The sequence below is a fragment of the Pradoshia sp. Z6_59 genome (assembly GCF_058267515.1).
Map to the genome: position 1 here is coordinate 45,104 of NZ_JBZCPP010000006.1, position 19,803 is coordinate 64,906.

At 36.3% G+C, this 19,803-nt stretch carries 15 protein-coding genes; 5 read left to right on the forward strand and 10 right to left on the reverse strand.

Features of this window, described 5'->3' with window-relative positions:
- Nucleotides 1–114: 114 nt before the first annotated feature.
- Nucleotides 115–1,698 (reverse strand): peptide chain release factor 3, encoded by a 1,584-nt coding sequence (locus AC4D4B_RS08110; protein WP_490995251.1) that lies wholly within the window; start codon nucleotides 1,696–1,698, stop codon nucleotides 115–117.
- A 601-nt stretch (nucleotides 1,699–2,299) separates the two neighbouring features.
- Between AC4D4B_RS08110 and AC4D4B_RS08115 the strand changes: the two genes are divergently transcribed.
- Complete coding sequence (locus AC4D4B_RS08115; protein WP_490995252.1) at nucleotides 2,300–3,136, forward strand: formate/nitrite transporter family protein; 837 nt, start codon at nucleotides 2,300–2,302, stop codon at nucleotides 3,134–3,136.
- Nucleotides 3,137–3,191: 55 nt separating this feature from the next.
- Here the strand turns inward: AC4D4B_RS08115 and AC4D4B_RS08120 are convergent, their stop codons facing one another.
- The gene (locus AC4D4B_RS08120) at nucleotides 3,192–6,722 is read right to left on the reverse strand and encodes an AAA family ATPase (RefSeq protein ID WP_490999619.1); all 3,531 of its coding nucleotides are present in this window, start codon (nucleotides 6,720–6,722) and stop codon (nucleotides 3,192–3,194) included.
- Between the two features lie 3 nt (nucleotides 6,723–6,725).
- The gene (locus AC4D4B_RS08125) at nucleotides 6,726–7,991 is read right to left on the reverse strand and encodes a metallophosphoesterase family protein (RefSeq protein WP_490995254.1); all 1,266 of its coding nucleotides are present in this window, start codon (nucleotides 7,989–7,991) and stop codon (nucleotides 6,726–6,728) included.
- 260 nt (nucleotides 7,992–8,251) lie between these two features.
- Here AC4D4B_RS08125 and AC4D4B_RS08130 point away from each other — a divergent pair, with 260 nt between their 5' ends.
- From AC4D4B_RS08130 to AC4D4B_RS08145, 4 genes are all read left to right on the forward strand, one after another.
- Nucleotides 8,252–8,893, forward strand: coding sequence for a Bax inhibitor-1/YccA family protein (locus AC4D4B_RS08130; RefSeq protein WP_490995255.1), 642 nt, complete (start codon nucleotides 8,252–8,254; stop codon nucleotides 8,891–8,893).
- Between the two features lie 166 nt (nucleotides 8,894–9,059).
- Complete coding sequence (locus AC4D4B_RS08135) at nucleotides 9,060–10,280, forward strand: MFS transporter (RefSeq protein ID WP_490995256.1); 1,221 nt, start codon at nucleotides 9,060–9,062, stop codon at nucleotides 10,278–10,280.
- 96 nt (nucleotides 10,281–10,376) lie between these two features.
- Nucleotides 10,377–10,583: a zinc ribbon domain-containing protein gene (locus tag AC4D4B_RS08140; RefSeq protein ID WP_490995257.1), complete on the forward strand. Its 207-nt coding sequence runs from the start codon at nucleotides 10,377–10,379 to the stop codon at nucleotides 10,581–10,583.
- Nucleotides 10,584–10,822: 239 nt separating this feature from the next.
- Nucleotides 10,823–11,773, forward strand: coding sequence for an NADP-dependent oxidoreductase (locus AC4D4B_RS08145; protein ID WP_490999620.1), 951 nt, complete (start codon nucleotides 10,823–10,825; stop codon nucleotides 11,771–11,773).
- 189 nt (nucleotides 11,774–11,962) lie between these two features.
- Here AC4D4B_RS08145 and AC4D4B_RS08150 read toward each other — a convergent pair whose 3' ends face one another.
- From AC4D4B_RS08150 to AC4D4B_RS08180, 7 genes are all read right to left on the reverse strand, one after another.
- Complete coding sequence (locus tag AC4D4B_RS08150) at nucleotides 11,963–13,501, reverse strand: solute symporter family protein (protein ID WP_490995258.1); 1,539 nt, start codon at nucleotides 13,499–13,501, stop codon at nucleotides 11,963–11,965.
- On the reverse strand, nucleotides 13,502–13,837 hold the full coding sequence (locus tag AC4D4B_RS08155; RefSeq protein WP_490995259.1) for a DUF485 domain-containing protein: 336 nt from the start codon (nucleotides 13,835–13,837) through the stop codon (nucleotides 13,502–13,504).
- 291 nt (nucleotides 13,838–14,128) lie between these two features.
- Complete coding sequence (locus tag AC4D4B_RS08160; protein ID WP_490995260.1) at nucleotides 14,129–14,584, reverse strand: hypothetical protein; 456 nt, start codon at nucleotides 14,582–14,584, stop codon at nucleotides 14,129–14,131.
- Between the two features lie 179 nt (nucleotides 14,585–14,763).
- Entirely contained in the window at nucleotides 14,764–16,140 is a 1,377-nt protein-coding gene (locus AC4D4B_RS08165) for a murein hydrolase activator EnvC family protein (RefSeq protein WP_490995261.1), read from the reverse strand.
- Between the two features lie 430 nt (nucleotides 16,141–16,570).
- On the reverse strand, nucleotides 16,571–17,398 hold the full coding sequence (ku, locus tag AC4D4B_RS08170; protein ID WP_490995262.1) for a non-homologous end joining protein Ku: 828 nt from the start codon (nucleotides 17,396–17,398) through the stop codon (nucleotides 16,571–16,573).
- A 69-nt stretch (nucleotides 17,399–17,467) separates the two neighbouring features.
- Nucleotides 17,468–18,760: a non-homologous end-joining DNA ligase gene (gene ligD, locus AC4D4B_RS08175; protein WP_490999621.1), complete on the reverse strand. Its 1,293-nt coding sequence runs from the start codon at nucleotides 18,758–18,760 to the stop codon at nucleotides 17,468–17,470.
- Nucleotides 18,670–19,611 (reverse strand): ATP-dependent DNA ligase, encoded by a 942-nt coding sequence (locus AC4D4B_RS08180; protein WP_490995264.1) that lies wholly within the window; start codon nucleotides 19,609–19,611, stop codon nucleotides 18,670–18,672. Before AC4D4B_RS08180 ends, ligD begins: the two co-directional genes overlap by 91 nt.
- Nucleotides 19,612–19,803 lie beyond the last annotated feature (192 nt).

The following is a 19,803-nucleotide window of genomic DNA, read 5'->3' on the forward strand; positions in this document are numbered from 1 at the left end:
TATTCTTTCCACCATTGTAAGAATATTTAGAAAAATATGTCAACAATTAATTGTTATATAACAGAAAAAAGCAGGATTTTAACCCAATCTGGGCTAAATCCTGCTTGAATTTAATTAGCGTTCATGCTGATCCATTGGATTATAGAGTTCTATAGAAGGATTTTTTTCCTGGAACCAACGCAGCGCAAAGTCATTCTCGAATAAGAATGCATATTGATCATAGCGATCGCGTACCAAAAGACTTCTTGAACTTGAAAGCTTTTCATCAATTTTTTCATTTGTCGTCCAACGGGCAATCTTGTCACCCATTCTTTCCATGATAACTTCAGTATTATACTCATTTTTCATACGGTGCTCAAATACCTCAAACTGTAACTGTCCGACTGCTCCAAGAATATAGGACTCAATTCCAACTGTTTTAAATAATTGAATCGCACCTTCCTGTACAAGCTGATTAATACCTTTATGAAAATGCTTTTGCTTCAATACATTTTTAGCGCTAACACGTACAAACATTTCAGGTGTAAATTGTGGCAGACGTTCGAAAGAAAATGCTTCTTTTCCTGAAGTTAGCGTATCACCAATCTGATAGGTTCCTGTATCATATAATCCGATAATATCTCCTGCTACCGCTTCAGCTATATTGTTTCTTTCCTCTGCAAGAAATTGTGTTGAATTATTAAGTTTCATAGGCTTTCCTGTTCGGCTTAGTTGAACAGTCATACCACGTTCAAACTTACCTGAGCAAATACGGAAAAAGGCAATTCGGTCACGGTGCATTGGATTCATATTTGCTTGGATTTTAAAGATAAACCCTGAAAAAGTATCCTGAACAGGTTCAACCGGTCCCACAGATGATGGTCTTGGCTGAGGCTTTGGCGCAAACTCTAAATACGTATCCAAAAATGTCTGAACGCCAAAATTAGTAAGGGCGCTTCCAAAGAATACAGGAATTAATTCACCATTACGGACTTTTTCACGCGAAAATTCATTGCCTGCTTCATTTAACAATAACACTTCTTCCAATGTTTGCTCATAAAGAGGAGACTCAACAATAGAGTGATTTTCATCTTCTACTTCGCCCTCTTCATTCAATTTCAAGTATCGCTCTTCACCTTCAGCTTTAAACATTTCAATTCGATTATAATAACGGTCATAAATACCGAAGAAGTCTTTCCCCATCCCAATTGGCCAGTTCATTGGATAGGATTCTATACCAAGCACTTCCTCCAACTCAGCCAACAGCTCAAGCGGCAATTTACCTTGGCGATCCATTTTATTAATAAATGTGAAAATAGGAATTCCTCTCATGCGACAAACCTTAAATAATTTCAGTGTTTGTGCTTCAATCCCTTTGGCAGCATCAATAATCATAACTGCGCTATCAACAGCCATTAAAGTACGGTACGTATCTTCACTGAAATCTTGGTGTCCAGGTGTGTCGAGGATATTCACACGAGTCCCATTATAGTCAAACTGCATAACACTGGATGTTACGGATATTCCACGCTGCTTCTCAATTTCCATCCAGTCACTTGTTGCATATTTACCGGTTTTACGCCCTTTTACAGTACCAGCGTCACGGATTGCACCACCAAATAAGAGCAATTTTTCTGTTAACGTCGTTTTACCTGCGTCAGGGTGAGAAATAATAGCAAAGGTTCTTCTTGATTCTATCTGTTCTTTTAAATTAGTCATGTGAGCCATCCTTTTATATATTGTAAAACTTCTTAAATCTATTCAACTTGGATCTACATCTCCAATAATACTTTGATGTTGTAAAAAGGAAATAATTTTTTAACACTTCTTATTAAAATCAAAATACATCTTATCAAATATACCATGTAAAAAAATAATATGTGAATAGGCGAACCATAAGTTTTAATCAAACAGTCATATTTTCTCATATGTAGTTAATTACAGTCAATTAGTGTACGTTTAAGTATTTCACCTTTCTTTGGGGAAAAGTAAGTTAACATAAAAAAAAACGAGCATTAATGCCCGTCCTTTAAGCTACTTTTTTCTTATTGGTTAATTTTTTTGTAATATAGCTAATCACTAGGGGTGCAGCTGCAGCAATAACCCTTTTTAAAATTTTACTTTTCAAGATAATCACCATCCTTATACCTACCTTACCCGTATTCGGTGGAAGATAATCACAAGATTTACGCAAGTTTACCTTATTTGAATAAAAGAGGCTATCAGAAAAGTGAATAATTTCACAAGCTTATTGATTAATTAGAGAAGTCATAGTAGTTTATTTAATGGACGTTTTTCAGCATAGGAGGAATTTAACATCATGGAAGAACAAGGATTACAGTATTTAGTTGCCCTTGCAAAGAAAAAGAAAAGGCTGTTAGACCATTTTCCTCTTCATTATTTCTTAAGAGCGATGATGGCAGGAATATTTGTAGGGTTTGTAATCATTACCTGCTTTAGAACAGGAGAATATTTCAGGGTAGCCGACTCACCTTTTGCATACCTATTCCCGGCACTTTTCTTTGGTATCGCATTAATACTTATTATTTACGGTGGGGCAGAGCTATTTACCGGTAATACCGCTTATTTCACTGTCGCTTATATGCGTAATGAGGTAACACTTAGAGATTTAGGCCGAAATTGGGGCGCTTGTTATCTTGGCAATGCTGTTGGGGCAATCTTCTTTGCCATTTTATTTTATCTTACAGGCATATTCAGCCATATTCCAAACGAGCATTTAATGCACGAAATTGTTTCTTATAAAATGCATGGATCTGTTACAGCTTTATTCTTTAAAGGAATCCTTTGTAACTGGCTTGTTTGTTTAGCTTGTTACCTGCCTAGCCAAGTAAAAGGTGACGGAGCTAAAATGGCAATGATGATTGCAGTCGTGTTTTTATTCTTCTCATCAGGCTTTGAACATAGCATTGCGAACTTATCATTATTCTCAATTGCACTAGTATCACCGCATCCTGATACCATTACAATCGGAAATGCCATCTACAATTTGGTTCCTGTTACTTTAGGGAATATTGTCGGTGGAGCGATTTTCGTAGGTATGTTATATCAATTCCTAAGTAAATCAAGCACACAGCTTCAATTAGAGGACAATATGAATAAAATCTCTGAAATCACTAAAAAAGAAAATGTAAAATAATAAAGTGAACCAAGAAAAAAGAAGACCGATCCATAAAATCGGTCTTCTTTTAATTTCAGTTCGTGACGGCCTCTTTATGAAGGTGAATCAATTGATACTGCTTATGCTCCAATGTTTCCTCCAATAAATCCAGTAAATGAAAATGATGAGTGAAAAAGATAACTTGGGTTTTTTTCGATAATTCTTTTAAAATGGATAACGTAATTTTTGATCGTTCATTATCAAAGTGAACAAGAATATCATCAACAATAAATGGAATAGGTTCATTTTCCTCACAATATTTTTCTATGCTTGCAACTCTTAAGGATAAATACAATTGATCTTTTGTTCCATCACTCATCGCGTCTATTCCAATTTTCTCGTTATTTCTTAGTCCCAGCAGCACTTCTTCATCCTTTTCATTATAATCAACAGTTAACCCTTCAAAGGAGTTCAGCGTTAATTTCGCAAACAGTTTTGATGCTTTTGTTAAAATCGGATTTTGATTTTCGGAACGGAAATATTCAATTCCCTTCTGTAATACAAATGTAGCTAATTTTTTTTGGACATATTGATCGGTCAATTCTGCCAGCTCAGCCAAGATGCTTTCTCTTTCTTCAGCAGCCTGAACAGCAGCATATGAATTCCCCTTAATCTTTTCTTCATATTCTTTTCTGCATACACCAAAGATTTGGTTTTGTTCCGTCCTTTTCTCTTCCAAATCTGCAAGCTCTGCTTTCAATTCTGCCATTTCACTTTCCATAAAATCTAAATCAAGCTTGTCTATTTCATCTTTCATTTCTTGAATCGATAAGCCATTGCCAATCTCAAGTAAAACCTTCTCCAGATTGAGCAGTTCTGCAGACAGCTTCTGCTTTTGTCGATATTTATCTTCAATAATTTGCATTTCCTCGATGGTCTTTACACGTGCTGTCTGTAACAATTCATCAAGACGATTAAGCGCCATCTCCTTCTTATCCTTCGCTAAGCGATATTCTTTTTTTCGTTTTTCCAATTGTGCTTGCCATTCGAGTTGATTTTGCTTACACTTTTTCTGCTCCTGCAACTGATTCGTTAAATCATAGACAAAGGATTGAATATTTATTGGTTCAGGTATTTGTAAAGTATCAGCTACAATTTTGATATGATCTGCATAATCCTGGACAAATAACATACCAGCTTTTGCTTTGCTATTGATATCAGCCCAATCATCATACGTGGTTGTCAATTCATTGTACTTATCAAGCATTTCCAATGTGTAATCAATTGGTGTCTGACTTTCAACTTGCAAGGGTTTAGTAGCTTCCTCCCATGCATCTCTCCAATTGATTAACTCACTTTGCTTACTCGTGAGCTCCTGCTCGATTTGTTTCAGATCAGCAGCCTTACTCCTCCACTCTTTTTCCAATGAATTTCTCTCATTAATACGCTCTGTTTCTAAATGGATTGCTCTATTTGCTTCTCTGATTAAGTCTGAAAGAGTCCATTCTGGCACCTGAATATCTAGATCATCAGCTACTTCAGACAGGGCAAGGTATAGGCGGCTTTTGATAGCTGATCGTTTTTCTGTCAGCTCATCCCAAAGTTTCTGCTTCTTTTTATATTCGCCTTGATTCTCTTTAATTATTGTGTATTTTCTTACCCATTCTTTCATTTCAGTTGGTGATAATGGTTCAATACCGAATGGTTCCCAAAGCTCGTTCCACTTCTGAAAAAACATGTTTATTTGATCTTTAAGGCACTCCAGCTGTGTCTCTGCAGTAGCAATCTTGGTTTCAGATCTCTTTATATCCTGCAACGACTTATTCTTCATACCCACTTTTGCAGATTCTCGCCACATAATATCTGAAAGCTCATCCGTTATTTTTAAATCATGCTCAAATTTATCTTCTACCTCTTGCTGGCTGCAGTATTCCTCAATTAATTTACGATCAATGGCTTCACCTTTAAGTTTAGTCTTAATTAAGCTCCAACCACGGTCGCGAATCTGACGGCTTCTCTCTAAATCATCTTCTGTAGGAATTACAGACAAGGCTTCTAATTCAGCAATCGATTTTTCCGCTTCCAAAATAATCGTTTTCTCAACTTTAATACCGCGCTCTAAATTTGTTTTATCTTCATTGAATCTATCAAGTTGCTCAATGTACTGATTAATGGTTTCTTCTAAAATGGAAATATAAAAGGAATCAAACTCTTCTACCGAACCTTCCCATAATGGTAAATAGTTTAGTTCTTCCATCGTTTTGTCTTTAAGGTCCTTCATTTCCTCTGACAAAACATCAATGGTATTTTCAATATTTCCTTCTATCTGGGCGTGGTCAAGTACAAGTTTTAGCTTGGCAATATCCTTTACCTCTTCAAAACCTTCCCATTCCGCTCGCCTTAATGCAACAGCTTCCTTTAAACTTTCATGTCGTTTATTTATTTCTTTTAGCGTTTCATGTAAGATTCCATATTGCTTATAAAGCATGCTGATTTTTTCTTTACGAGAAGTGGCAATTCTAAAATCCTCAATATTGACGCTATCTACACTACCATAGCCCAGCTTATGAAGAATATCGTTCATCCGATTGAGCATCTGCCCAGCCTTTGCCTTATTTACATGTAAATCTTTATTTTCTTTCTCGTATGCACCAACTTGGCTGAAAAGAGATTGAATCATAGACTCACATGTTAAGAGTTTTTCATCAATATCCAGTTTGGCTAACTTCTCTTCGAGCGCCATTATTTCTATATTGGATATTTTGGCATTTTCATCAGCATGTTTTAATTCATTTAATACATTTTCTTTTTGTAAATTAAAATCATTGGGTAAATCCGGAATTTCAGTGAAGCTCTTTTGTTGCTCTATTAATGTGTCTCTTTCAATAAGAATGGGAGCAGCTTGGTTTAGCTTGGACAATTTTTTTAGAGTTGCATCTACATGAAGGTAATGCTCTTTTAATTCATCCAGCTGTTTCTTACCATGATGGTAATCATCCTCAAGCTGCTTCCATTGTCTAGCGAGCATTTGCGAATCATTAAGTCGGCGAGTTAATTCTTTTTCTTTCTTTAATAATTCATTAATCTTAGGTTTCGAACCACCTGATTTATATAATTCTTTACTTGCCGAATCAAACTCCTGCATGATTTTCTTTACAGCATTAACCCCAGAGGCCGCAGCAAACAAACTTTCTCCGACGCTTCCATTTGACTCAAGCAAAGCTTCTCCGCCTTCTCGCAAAGTTTCATGATTGAGTGCAAACATATTTCGGAATGTTTCCTCTGACAGCACATTTATATAAGGTAATAAAACATTATCTGGTAATGCTTCTCCCGCTTCGTTAAGAATGGTCTTTGACTTTCCCTTTCTTCGTATGAAGGACAGAGTATTACCTTTTGAATTGGATAGGCGGGCCTTTATACGTAAACTAGAATTGGGATGTATAAATGAATCCTTAGAATTATGCGGAATGCCGTACAAGAGTTGAGTAATAGAACGCAGCATAGTACTCTTTCCGGCTTCATTATTTCCGTACACTACATGGAAAGATTGATTAGGCTGAAAGGTAACCGGGAAATCAGTAAAATGACCAAATGCAGTTAAATTTAACTCTTCAAAACGCATGCCTTATTTACCTCCTTCCATTTGTAACTCAAGACTCACCAGTTGTTTAACTTCCTCCAGTTTTTCTTCCAGCATGGAAACTGAATCAGGGATAACCATATTCTCTCCTCTTTTTAAATCGGTCGGCAATACATTGGTGATCGCCGAAAACTCTTTTCTCACATCTTCGAGCAACTCATCCATATCACTGGTCTCTAGCCAATTAAAAATGGATGTCACCGGATTATTTTCATCAGAGAAATGATTGAACTCTACCGGCGGGGCCGTTTTATTCTTTATTTTCTCAATCCATATTTGCCCATGTCCAATAGCGAAAGCTGCAGATCTAATATCATTTAATACTCTTTCTTTATTTTTCAAAAGCTCCTGATATAAAGAAGTATTGCCACTAACAACTACTCTGGCTGCGAGCATTCTACCATCAGCAGCATCTAATTGTTTTTCCAGCTGCTCTTCGATGTTCATAAGTAATTGATCGTAATCAGTGAGAGGTCTCGCATCTATCTCAATAATTTCCCAGCGCAATACATCCAGTGATATATGATTTAATTCCTGTATCTGTCCATCGCTAACTTTAATTAAAGAACATCCTTTTGGACCTGTCTCTTTGCTATGACGGCTTTGAATATTTCCCGGAAAGAGAATGACTGGGTTTTTCTCACATAAAAACTCCCGTTTATGAATATGCCCAAGAGCCCAATAATCATATTCTTTTCCCTTCATATCCTCTATGGAACAAGGCGCATAATTCTCATGTCCTTCCCGGCCTACTGCCGATGTATGCAAAATCCCAATATTAAAATATCCATCTTCCTTTGGAGGATAGCTTTTAGCAAGATTATCTGTTACAGCACGCGTTGAAAATCCTTGACCATGCAAAGCCACTCCAAGTTCATCTATAAACATACTTTTGCATTTTTTATCATCAAAAATATTTACATTATCAGGAAGTTTTATTTCTTTAGTAATGATACTGGCTGCATCATGATTCCCTTTAATCATATAAACAGGAATTTGATGCATTTTTAGCCTTGCCATTTCGTTTGCAAAAAAGAGACCTGTATTGTAATCCTTCCAATCCCCATCATATAAATCACCTGCAATAATGATGAAATGCACTTTTTCTTTAATAGCAAAATCAATCAAATTTTTAAATGCATCTCTGGTTGCACTGCGCAATTTTTCGACAGGTGCTCCTTCATATCTTGATAAACCTTTTAATGGACTATCTAAATGGATATCAGCAGCATGAATAAATGTAAAGTTCACAAAGATCTCCCCCTTTCCTCATCCTTATAATCATAGAATAGCATAAAATGGTATACACTAGAGTTCTTAACTTCATACTCCCAAATATTCACAGCTAAACGTAACTTTACTTAAACAGAACAAATGTTCTTATTTTTATTATATAAAATCCATTAGTATTTGTCTCTACTATTTCTATGTAAAAATCAGGATATACCATGAAACCTTTGATATAGTTAAACGTAGATACATATATGATAAATAAAAGGAGAGGTAAATAAATGAATTCATATACGGAAACCAATAGATATCACATTCCAGCCGTTATCCGGACTTTCGCTTTATCATTAGCCATTTCTTTACTTGGCTTTATTGTAGGTAATTTTGTTCCTCCATCCTTGTTCTTGCCGCTGATGATTATAGAGTTCGGTATGCTTATTGCGGCATTTTTTGTGAGACGAAGGAAAATTCTCTCATATAGTTTCTTATATGCGTTTACTTTAATATCAGGCATCACCTTATATCCTGTAATCGCAAACTATTTGGTAGCAATAGGACCACAGCCCATTATCATGAGCCTGGCTGCTACAGTAGTTGTATTTGGCGGACTCTCTCTATATGCCGCAACAACAAAGCGGGATTTAACATTTTTAAGTGGATTTTTATTAGCTGCTTTACTCGCCATCCTTGTTATTGGGATTTTTAATATTTTTTCACCCTTATCTTCTACTGCTATGCTTGTCTACTCATTTATAGGGATACTCGTTTTCAGCGGATACGTATTATATGATGTGAACCGTATGAAACAGTATGGAGTAGCAGAAGATGAAATCCCATTGGCTGCACTCAATTTATATCTTGATTTCGTAAACCTGTTCCTTTTTATCCTAAGATTTATCGGGATCCTATCATCAGATGATTAACCAAATGAAGCACTGTGAGTTATATTCACAGTGCTTTAATATTTATAATCCCACGATTTTTGTCATATTTTCACAACACATTAGCTCGACCATTTGTACATAATTTCTCATCCTGTGTGGCAAAGTAATTGCACAGAACTGCTTAGAGAGATGAGGGAATTTTTGTATGAAATCACAAACGGATACCAATAAAATTAGTTTTTGGTGTTTGGCCAGTATAGCAGCAGTGCCACTAATAATGACATTAGGTAATTCAATGCTTATCCCTGTTCTACCTATTTTAGAAAAGAGAGTTGGAATCTCCTCTTTCCAATCCAGTTTGATTATTACAAGCTATTCAATTGCCTCCATCCTTTTAATACCGATTGCAGGCTATTTATCCGACCGTTTTGGGAGGAAAATGATCTTACTGCCTAGTTTAGTTTTAGCTTTTATCGGCGGGCTAGTATCCGGCTTTGCCTCTTGGAAAATGGAAAATCCATTTATGGTCATTATAATAGGACGGATCATTCAAGGAATAGGATCATCTGGTGCTTTTCCAATCATATTACCCTTAGTTGGCGATCTTTTTAAAGACGATGATAAAGCAAGCTCTGTTCTGGGAATTGTGGAAACATCCAATACCTTTGGAAAAGTTTTAAGTCCCATACTAGGAGCTGCATTAGCCATTTCTCTATGGTTTCTTCCTTTCTTTGCCATCTCTTTTTTAAGTTTAGTCACATTTTTTATGATTCTTTTTTGTATAAAGGTGCCAAAGAAAACAGAAGATCCTCCTACACTAAAAGAATTTTTAAAGGATACAAAAAAGATATTTAAGAAAGATGGGACATGGTTATACAGTGTATTCCTGACAGGGGCATTCGTCATGTTAATATTGTTTGCCATCCAGTTTTATTTATCTTCCATACTTGAATCCAAGTATGATATTCATCAAATTAAAAAGGGATTTGTACTTGCTGTTCCTCTATTTTTCTTGTGTGTTGCTTCATTTATCACCGGAAAAAAAATAAAAGATAATATTAAATTAATGAAAATCCTAATTCTGGCATCTATCATTGTTAGCGCGATTGCCATCACCTTTACAACTTTTTACGATAATATCTATATATTAATCGGAGTATTATCTATTTTTGGTGCCGGCCTTGGGACGATTTTACCATCACTGGATGCAATTATTACTGAAAACATCGATAAAAAACAAAGAGGTACAATCACATCTTTTTACAGCTCAGCACGATTTTTTGGTGTAGCAGCAGGTCCTCCGCTCATGTCTTATTTTATGAAGCATAATCAATCTTATCTTTTTTATAGCTTTGGTGCTATTTCATTGATTTTATTCTTTATTGTTCTCAAATTTATAAAGAGTGATGAAAAAGCAGCTACCTAAAAAAACATGTCCCATGCCTTTATAGGCAACTGGGGCATGTTTTTTAATGTTATAATTATTTTGGAAATTCATTTTCATAATGAGGAGTGATTTACTTTGGCGCAAACAGGATGTTTAAAATGTGGAAGCCGTGATGCCAGCCAAAAAGAAGTATCTATGACAGGGACCGGCCTATCAAAAATGTTTGATATTCAAAATAATCAATTTCTCGTAGTTTATTGCAATCATTGTGGCTATTCGGAGTTTTATAATAAAAGGTCATCTGCTGGCAGCAATGTTTTAGATTTTTTCTTCGGAGGGTGATGATTCCCTCCCTTCTGCTTCGTCTAGTTTATGCGGTAAACTAGACCTTCCCCTAGTTTAAATAAATCTACAATCCTTAAATCGCCTCCTTTTATAATCTAAAAAACTCAATCAATCCTTTTAGGATAAATTTCCTGTTTTTATTTAATAAACGTTTAAATACGGTTACCTTATTTTGTACAGGGAATGAACATAATAAGGATTTCCAAAGCCTTAATTACCAGTCAAGGAGGAATTATATGCAAAATACCAAGATGAAAGCAATTGTAATAGAAGAGTATGGCGGACAGAATACTTTAAAGGAAAAAGTAGTTGAAAAGCCACCTCTTTTAGACAATCAGGTATTAATTGAAGTAAAAGCTGCTTCCGTCAACCCGATTGATTGGAAATTAAGAGAAGGCCATCTTGCTGATCAATATGCATTCGAATTCCCTATTATATTAGGCTTGGACGTTGCCGGTATTGTTAAAGAGGTCGGTAAACACGTCGTTGATTTTACAAATGGAGACCGGGTTTTTGCACGTCCCGATACAACTCGTTATGGGGCTTATGCTGAATACACGGCTGTTGACGAATTACTGCTTGCGAAAATCCCTGATAATTTATCTTTTAAAGAGGCTGCATCCGTCCCATTGACTGGAATGACTGCATATCAGTGTTTATTTGATGCATTGGAGATTATGGAAGGACAGAGAATTCTAATTCATGGGGGTGCAGGTGGTGTTGGTTCTTACGCCATTCAATTAGCCAAACTTAAAGGCGCCTATGTAGCCACCACAGCCAGCAAAAAAAATCATGGCTTTTTAAAAGAATTAGGAGCCGATCTATGCATTGACTACCATACCGAAAATATTGAAGATATATTGACAGAATACGATGCTGTTTTAGATACAATTGGGAAATCCGTTCAAACTGCCAGCATGAAAATCTTGAGACGCGGCGGAAAATTAGTATCCATTGTAGACCCGCCAAATGAAGAATTAGCTAATCGCTATGGAATTACCGAAGAATTTGTATGGTTAAATCCAAATGGTAACCAATTAAAGGAATTAGCCAAGCTTCTAGACGAGGGAAGATTGAAACCAATAGTGGGTGAAACCTTTCCTTTAAACGAAAAAGGTGTTAAAAATGCTCACGAATTAAGTGAATCCTCACATGCTAGAGGAAAAATAATCTTAGTAGCTGATTAATATTTAGTTATTTCTTGGGAAATGAAGAAAAGAAGAATGAGATATAATCAAGCAGGCAAAGGTAATTATCCATACCTTTGCCTGTTTTTTCATTGAAATAATTGATACAAAAAAGAGGCAGCTGTAAGTCATTAAATAACCTACGAAACTGCCCCCTAATAAACTTTAGACCAAATAGAGGTCATATCACTATTTTATAGTATCTAAACCAGTATTGGATTTAACCAAAATCTCATCGAATTTCGCTTCATCTTCCTTCTTACGAGATAATAATGTTCCTACAAAACCAGCCAGAAACCCGAGCGGAATGGATACCAGACCAGGTGTTGATAAAGGAAATAAAGGTTCACCAACCAGTATGGCAACCCCAGCTTCCGGATTAAAGACGTTAGGGCTGACTAAAACAAGTCCAACTGAAGTGATTAAACCTACTACCATTGCGCTGATAGCACCCGTAGTATTAAATTTCTTCCAGTAAATTGTATAAATAATTACAGGTAAATTTGCACTGGCAGCCACGGCAAAGGCTAATGATACAAGAAAGGCTACATTTAAATTTTGTGCTACTAATGCCAACAGAATCGATAAGACGGAAACACCAATAGAAGCGTATCTTGCCATCTTAACCTGCTCTTTTTCAGTTGCCTTTCCTTTTCTCAATATCTCATTATAAAAATCATGGGCAAATGCAGATGCCCCAGTTAGTACAAGACCAGCAACAACGGCCAATATTGTCGCAAATGCAACGGCTGATATAAAAGCAAACAATATATCCCCGCCAATAGCCTTGGCTAGTAATGGTGCTGCCATATTCCCTGCTGCATTCGCATTTACTATATCAGCATTACCCACAAAAGCTGCTGCTCCAAATCCAAGGAAAATGGTCATGACATAAAAGATCCCAATGATCCAGGTAGCATATACAACTGAGCTTCGTGCTGTTTTAGCATCCTTTACCGTAAAGAAACGCACAAGGATATGCGGCAAACCAGCAGTTCCAAGAACTAGCCCCATCGTCAGCGATAATGTATCGAGACCATCTGTGTATTTTACACCCGGATTCAGGAATGCCTCCTTTAATGGAGTAGCCGTACTCATCTGTTCAAACATACTTGCAATATTAAAATTAAATTTGGCAAAAACAATGAATGAAATGATAAAGGTCCCTGCCATCAGTAATACAGCTTTAACAATTTGAACCCAGCTAGTAGCATGCATACCACCAAAAATAACGTATATAGTCATGAGAGCTCCAACAATTAAAACGGAGGTGGCATATTCTAAGCCCAGCAATAATTTAATCAGAGCTCCTGCCCCTACTAGCTGAGCAATCATATAAAATATAGAAATAGACATCGTATTAAAAGCAGCTACACCACGTATTTTTTTTGCATCAAACCTTGCTGCCAGCATATCTGCCAATGTATATCTGCCCAAATTTCTAAGTGGCTCAGCCACCAAATAAAGTACAACCAAGTAAGCAACCAAAAAACCTATACTATAAAAGAAGCCATCAAAACCTGTTAAAGCAACTGCACCGGCTATCCCCAAAAACGAAGCTGCAGACATATAATCACCCGCTATTGCTAAGCCATTTTGCCAACCGGTCAGACCACCTCCAGCTGTGTAAAACTCACTCGCATTGTTTGTTCTTTTAGAAGCCCAATAAGTAATAATCAAAGTAACAAATACAATAGCGAGAAACATAATAAAAGCCGTATAATTCATCTACTGTTTACCCCCTAATTTCAACACCTTATCACTTAAGCGGTCAAATCTGGCTGCTCTTTTAGAATAAATCATACATAACGTCCACGTCATAATAAACTGTGCAAAAGCAAATACCCAAGCCCAAGTGATATGTCCATAGAAAGAATTATTCAGCACCGATGAATAGGATGTCATTATAGGAAGTGCAAAATAAAAAATTAGGAAAAACAAGGTTAAGGGTATTATAAATTTTTTCTTTTCATTTAAAAGTTGTTGAAACTCTGGACTTTTTACAATAGCCGAATAATCCCTTTTCCCCTTTTGTTCCTCCTTGGATAGCATTTTTTCTTCCATCTTAATCCCCTTTCTAATATTTAATTGAAACACTTACAAAATATTCTAAATATTCCAAACACTAATAGTATACTCTATTCAGTGCCTTTGGTAAATCAATATTTAGGCTTATTTTTATACAAGCCAAAATAAGGTTTAAAAAGACGAGATCGTTTAATAAAAAGGATTTACATAAAGGGATTCTACTCAACCAACCAAGCACTATAAAAAAGGTTGTTTACGTAAGGATTTTGCTTGTAGCATAAAAAAAGAGATAGCTTTTTACTATCTCCGTTGCAGTTAAAAAAGTATTTACCTTTTATCCAGATGGTTCTTTAGGATTTTATACATGAGAATACCAGCTAAAATGCCCACTATTGAAAAAATAATCCCTTTAAGTATGTCTTGTGGTTCATCTAAGTCTTGTTTAAATTCATATTCTTCTTTTCTATCTGCTTTTACATATTGACCAGCGGATTCTTGTACGGCTAAGGCTTCCTCTGTACTAACCCCTTTAATTTTATAGTATTTTGTACCTTTCGGATAAGCATTTGAAAAATTACCCGATTGGGGTTCCATATCCGAATACTTTGTTACTTGACCAATTTCATCCCCAATTGCAGTTACGGATTCTTCACTTATTTCATAGACATACCCTTCCCAAACCACAAACGGGTATAACCATTTAGTTGCCATTGTTTTAGCTGGTAAAAATGAAATAAGTACAACAAATAAGACTGTAATCAAAGGCAGATATTGTTTTTTCAACTAAGTTCCCCCTTTATCGTGATTATCACTCATTATTCATGTTTCATTGATCGTCTTGTTGAACTAGCCAGTCTATATCCTATAGTTAAATATCATTATTTTTATAATACCACAATATGGATATTCGTTTTTTTATTTAAGAGCAACAAAAAAGAGGCCTAAAATGGCCTCTTTTAAAATCAATTTATATAATCTGTAGGATTTATAGCATTTGATTTACTTTGTGTCCAAGGTCCTTTATGAAGCTCAAAGTGTAAATGCTGGCCTGTTGAACGTCCAGTATTTCCCATCAAACCAATTTGCTGGCCCTTGCTGACAGATTGTCCAGCGCTTACTCTCATACTATTGTCTCTCATATGCGCATACACTGTTGTGTATTGTTGCCCATTAATATAGTGAGTGATAAATACTACATTACCATAACTAGAAGATTTGTAAGCTCTAGATACAACACCGCTTGCAGCTGCCACGATTGGAACAGTACCAGATGTTGCAATATCAACTCCGCCATGTGATTTTCCCCATCTTGGACCATATCCAGAAGTATAATACCCTGCAGATGGTTTCATGAACATCCCAGATGAGCTTCTTGGAGCAGGTGCACTGTATGTTGGTTCACTTGCTTTTGGTGCACTGGATTTTTTAACAGACGAACTTCCTGATGATGCACTGGAGGAGGATTGGCTCTTTTTAGCTTCCTCTGCTCTTTGTGCTGCAAGTTCTGCCTGACGTTTTTTCTCAGCAGCCGCCTCAGCCGCTTTTTGTCTGGCAACCTCAGCCTGACGTTCTTTTTCCTGTGCAATTGCTTTGCTTAAAGCAGTTTCTTGGCCAGCTAAAATAGAAGATTCTTCTTCCATGCTTAATTTATGCTCTTCCAAGTGTTTCTCTTCAAGTTTAAGCTTTTTCATTAGTTTATTTTTTTCTTGCTTTTGATTCTCTTGTTTTGCCTTCAAATCTGTTAATTCTTTTTTCATAGATTCCAAGCTTTTTAGCTTAGTTTCTACTTCTTGCTTTTTCTTCTCTAAATCCTTTTTATCTTTTTCTTGTTCAGCGATTAAATCATTATCAGCTTCCATTATTGTAGATACGGCATTCACCCGTTCAACAAAGTCACCAAAGCTGCTCGCTCCCACTACAACTTCCAGATAGTTCATCTTTCCGCCTGTAACCTGATAGGATCTAGCACGTTCTTTTAATAATTCTGTTCTTGCTTCAATCTTCTCTTCAAGTACTACGATATCTTTTCTTAATTGTTCAATATCTTTTTTTGTGTCACCAATTTTTGTATTTATTTTATCTATTTTTGAATTAGTTTCAGTAATCTCTGATTCCAGCTTTTTAAGTTGGGCTGTTAAATCAGTTTGCTGATCTACTACATGACCGATAGATTCGTTTGTTTGATTAATATCTTGATTTACTTTCTCTTTTTCGCCCCTGATTTGATTCTCTTTTTTCTCTAATTCTGATAGTGATGCAGCCGTAGCATATCCTCCTGAGAATAATGAACCTGCACCAACTGCTAAAGCAATGTTAAACGCAATAAATGACTTCTTCAAGCAATGATCCCCTTTCAATGTCTCACATGTTAGTTTGTATCTTGCTTCTCTCTATATAAGTGACTAGTAAAATAAGCGACTAGTAAAAATTCATATATATAATTGCCAATCAAACCAATGATTGGTACTGCCTTATTATATCAATCTGACAAATTTTATCTACCATTCAAACATTACATTTATATTTCGTCGAATTTCGATCTTGTAATATATTTAATAAAGACTGTTTTTATAGTAATTTCGACACGTTTTTCACCCATAAAACTACTAATCACAGATAAAAATGTACCTTTACACCCAGAAAAATAATCCCGGACTCTTGTTAACGAAATAAAAGTTTATATTTTCTGAATTATTAGGGAATAGTAAAAAAGCCTGTTTCTTTACAGAAACGGCTTCTAATTTAGGCTAATCTATTCAAAAATAAAAATCAGGAAGTCTCTTTTTTTCTGCGTGGAGCTCTTTTTCTGGCTGGCTTTGTTGCTGGTTTTGTTTGGTCAATAGATGCTTGGAGTGCTGCCATAAGATCAACAACATTCGATGCTGTTTTCTTTCCAGCTGTAGGTGTGACTGTATCGGATTGTTTTTTCTGCTCAATCAATTCAATTAAAGCTGTCCGGTATTCATCATGATATTTAGATGGATCAAATGTGGTAGTCAGCTGATCGATTAATAAAATAGCTGTATCCAATTCCTTCTGTACAATCTCTTCCACAGCGGGAATATTGGGTACGTCTGCAGCCTTTCTTACCTCATCAGGAAAATGAATGGTCTCCATTAGTAAAGTATTTTCTAATATTCTGACCACAGCGAGCGATTCCTTTGCACGGATCGTAATTTTCGCCAGTCCTACTTTTCCGGATTCTTCTAACGCCTTCCTCAGCAGGGAATAAGCTTTTGTACCGCCCTCATTTGGTGACATATAGTAACTCTTATCAAAATAAATCGGATCGATTTCTTCTATTTTGACGAAATCGATAATTTCTACGGCCTTGTCCTCCTGCTCTTTCTTCAAATTTTCCAGTTCTTCATCATCCAGGACAACATATTTTCCCTTCACATATTCATAGGCTTTGACAATATCCTCTTGGCTCACCTCTTCCCCGCAAACTGAACATACTTTTGAATATTTGATAGGCGCATGGCATTTATTATGTAAGGTGCGCAGGGATATATCTTTATTCTCCGTTGCCGCATGAAGCTTTATTGGTATACTGACAAGACCAAAACTAATGGTTCCCTTCCAAATTGTATGCATAAATACACCTTCCTTTTTTGTATATTATATCCAAATTAATTAATTTTAAAATGATTATTCAAGGTGATGTTATGGTTTATGTTCTTTTTTGATAAAGTCAATAATTTGTTTCATTTGGCTCGATTGATCAACTGTAAAATAATTCTCAAACGGATTCATTCCCTTTATTAATCTATCCTTAACCGTTTTCATTGAGTATTGCTCTGTCTGCAATCCTTTCTTTACTTCATCCCAAAACAATGGTGCTGCAACAGATGGGTACGCTGTTTCCCTCGGTGAATACGGACAAATAATCGTCTTATCTTTGTCATGCTGAATATAGTCAATATAGAGACGGTTCGCTCTATTTTTTTTCATTCGTTCTATTGTAAATTTGTCCGGAAAACGGTTAATTAGATAGAGAGCAATGAATTCAGTAAATATACGTGTTTCTGTATAACTGATAGCAGCTCCCTTTAAAGGAAGATGAATTTGAATCCCCTTTCTGCCTGATAACTTCACGAAAGCCGTTAACTGAAATTGATCAAGTATTTGTTTCATTACCAGTGCAGCTTTTACAGCCAAGCTTAAATCGCCCAGTTCAGGTGGATCAAGATCAAACACGATTTCTGCCGGATTTTGTTTTTCAATATCATTAAAGGGAATATGAAATTCAATGGCTGCCTGATTCCCTAGCCATAAAAGAGTTTCGGTATTATTACAAACGGTATAGTTAATATCATGGTTCATATCCGTTCTTACAAAATCAGGTGCATAGTCAGGTGTAGATTTCTGATAAAATCCCTGTGAACCGACACCTTCTGGATATCTTTTAACTGTTAAGTGCCTGTCCTTTAAAAAGGGCAGCATAAAGTCTGCTACAGTAAGAAGGTAATCCAAATACATTTCTTTGGTCACTGATTGTTCTGTCCAAATGATTTTCCCAGGATTCGTAATGGCTACCTGTTCATACTGGGAAAGCAGTAATTTCGTCCATGTACAGGCTGTCCAATTCTCAGCTACTGCCAGGCTTACATAGACCGGTGAATTTAATTTATAATTTGTAACTCCCCGGTATGCCACTTGTATACAAATACCAGGAGGGACCTTATAAATCTGTTGCTGCCCTTTCCCGGTTTGTTGTAAGACACCCAAAATAGCCTCGCGCTCTTCGTCAGTAAATGCTTCTTTTACTTCAGCAACCTCAATAATTTTTTCTTCATGAAGAACAGCCACTGTACAGACTTTATTTTCACTATCATATTTAGTTAAAAAACATAGACCTGTATATCTCATATCTCTAGCTCCAATAGGCATTTCTGTGGATCGCGGTCGACAAATGATTCTAATAACGGCTGTCTTAATGTCATTGATTCTGTCCATTCCAGATAAGAAACCTTCACTGTATAAATGGGTTGTATCCAATGATACTGCTTTGTATTTCCTATTTTTGAGGTGAAGGGATTTTCAGTCTGTAAGACTTTTTCCATAAATTCTTTAATCACCTTCCACTCCTCCAGCTTATAGCGGCCTTTCCCGGCACGGCCAATATAATGGAGTTCACCCGAGGGGTCATACAATCCCAGTACCAAGGATTGCAGTTCACTCCCCTTGGTCACATATCCCCCAACTACCGCAATAAGATCTTTATAAAATTTCACCTTCTGCCACCGACCGTCTTTCCCATTCAAGCTATAGGGTTTACGCAAATCCTTAGCAACAATACCCTCTAATCCCTGCTCCTTGACGGCCTCGTATAATGCCTCTCCATTCGAAAAGCTTTCTACAACCTGTACATTCTCTGTTGGCGTAATGATGGATGACAATAATCTCTGACGTTCTGCAAGGTCGTCATCAATAACCCATTTTCCATCCAGATATAAAATATCAAAAACCATAAAGATGACTGGTTGTTCTTTTATAGCAAGATGAATCAATTCTGATCGGTTCATCCGGTCCCGCTTCATTACTTCATGAAAAGATGGCTTTCCATCTTGCATAGCGATAATTTCGCCATCCAAAATCACAGAAGTTGCAGAACAATAGCTGCCCAAATCCGTAAACTCCGGATATTGCTTTGTTCTATTATTTAAATTACGATTAACCAGTTCTACTTCATCATCTATTTTATAGACTAACATCCGTACACCATCCCATTTAACCTGGAAGATCCATTCCTCCCCTTTTGGTATAACTTCAGCTGAAATCGGTTCAAAGGGTTTTATAGGGTCCATATTTTCTCCTTCCATTTAAAGAAGTGTAACAGCATTCGACATTTCATATTTATAGTATGGGAATAAAGACAGAGAATATGTCAGTGAGTGAATAATCAAGTCTATGAGGTGTAGTATCATCAGAAGCATTTAAAACCTCCAATGAACTAAGTAAATTGGCTTCGAAGATTCTGGAGGTATCTGTAGAGACAA

Bases quoted from the DNA above. Each gene is read 5' to 3' on its own strand.
- AC4D4B_RS08110 (WP_490995251.1), bottom strand. From the start codon at position 1,698: ATGACTAATTTAAAAGAACAGATAGAATCAAGAAGAACCTTTGCTATT.
- AC4D4B_RS08115 (WP_490995252.1), top strand. From the start codon at position 2,300: ATGGAAGAACAAGGATTACAGTATTTAGTTGCCCTTGCAAAGAAAAAG.
- AC4D4B_RS08120 (WP_490999619.1), bottom strand. From the start codon at position 6,722: ATGCGTTTTGAAGAGTTAAATTTAACTGCATTTGGTCATTTTACTGAT.
- AC4D4B_RS08130 (WP_490995255.1), top strand. From the start codon at position 8,252: ATGAATTCATATACGGAAACCAATAGATATCACATTCCAGCCGTTATC.
- AC4D4B_RS08135 (WP_490995256.1), top strand. From the start codon at position 9,060: ATGAAATCACAAACGGATACCAATAAAATTAGTTTTTGGTGTTTGGCC.
- AC4D4B_RS08145 (WP_490999620.1), top strand. From the start codon at position 10,823: ATGCAAAATACCAAGATGAAAGCAATTGTAATAGAAGAGTATGGCGGA.
- AC4D4B_RS08150 (WP_490995258.1), bottom strand. From the start codon at position 13,501: ATGAATTATACGGCTTTTATTATGTTTCTCGCTATTGTATTTGTTACT.
- AC4D4B_RS08155 (WP_490995259.1), bottom strand. From the start codon at position 13,837: ATGGAAGAAAAAATGCTATCCAAGGAGGAACAAAAGGGGAAAAGGGAT.
- ku (WP_490995262.1), bottom strand. From the start codon at position 17,398: ATGCATACAATTTGGAAGGGAACCATTAGTTTTGGTCTTGTCAGTATA.
- ligD (WP_490999621.1), bottom strand. From the start codon at position 18,760: ATGGACAGAATCAATGACATTAAGACAGCCGTTATTAGAATCATTTGT.
- AC4D4B_RS08180 (WP_490995264.1), bottom strand. From the start codon at position 19,611: ATGGACCCTATAAAACCCTTTGAACCGATTTCAGCTGAAGTTATACCA.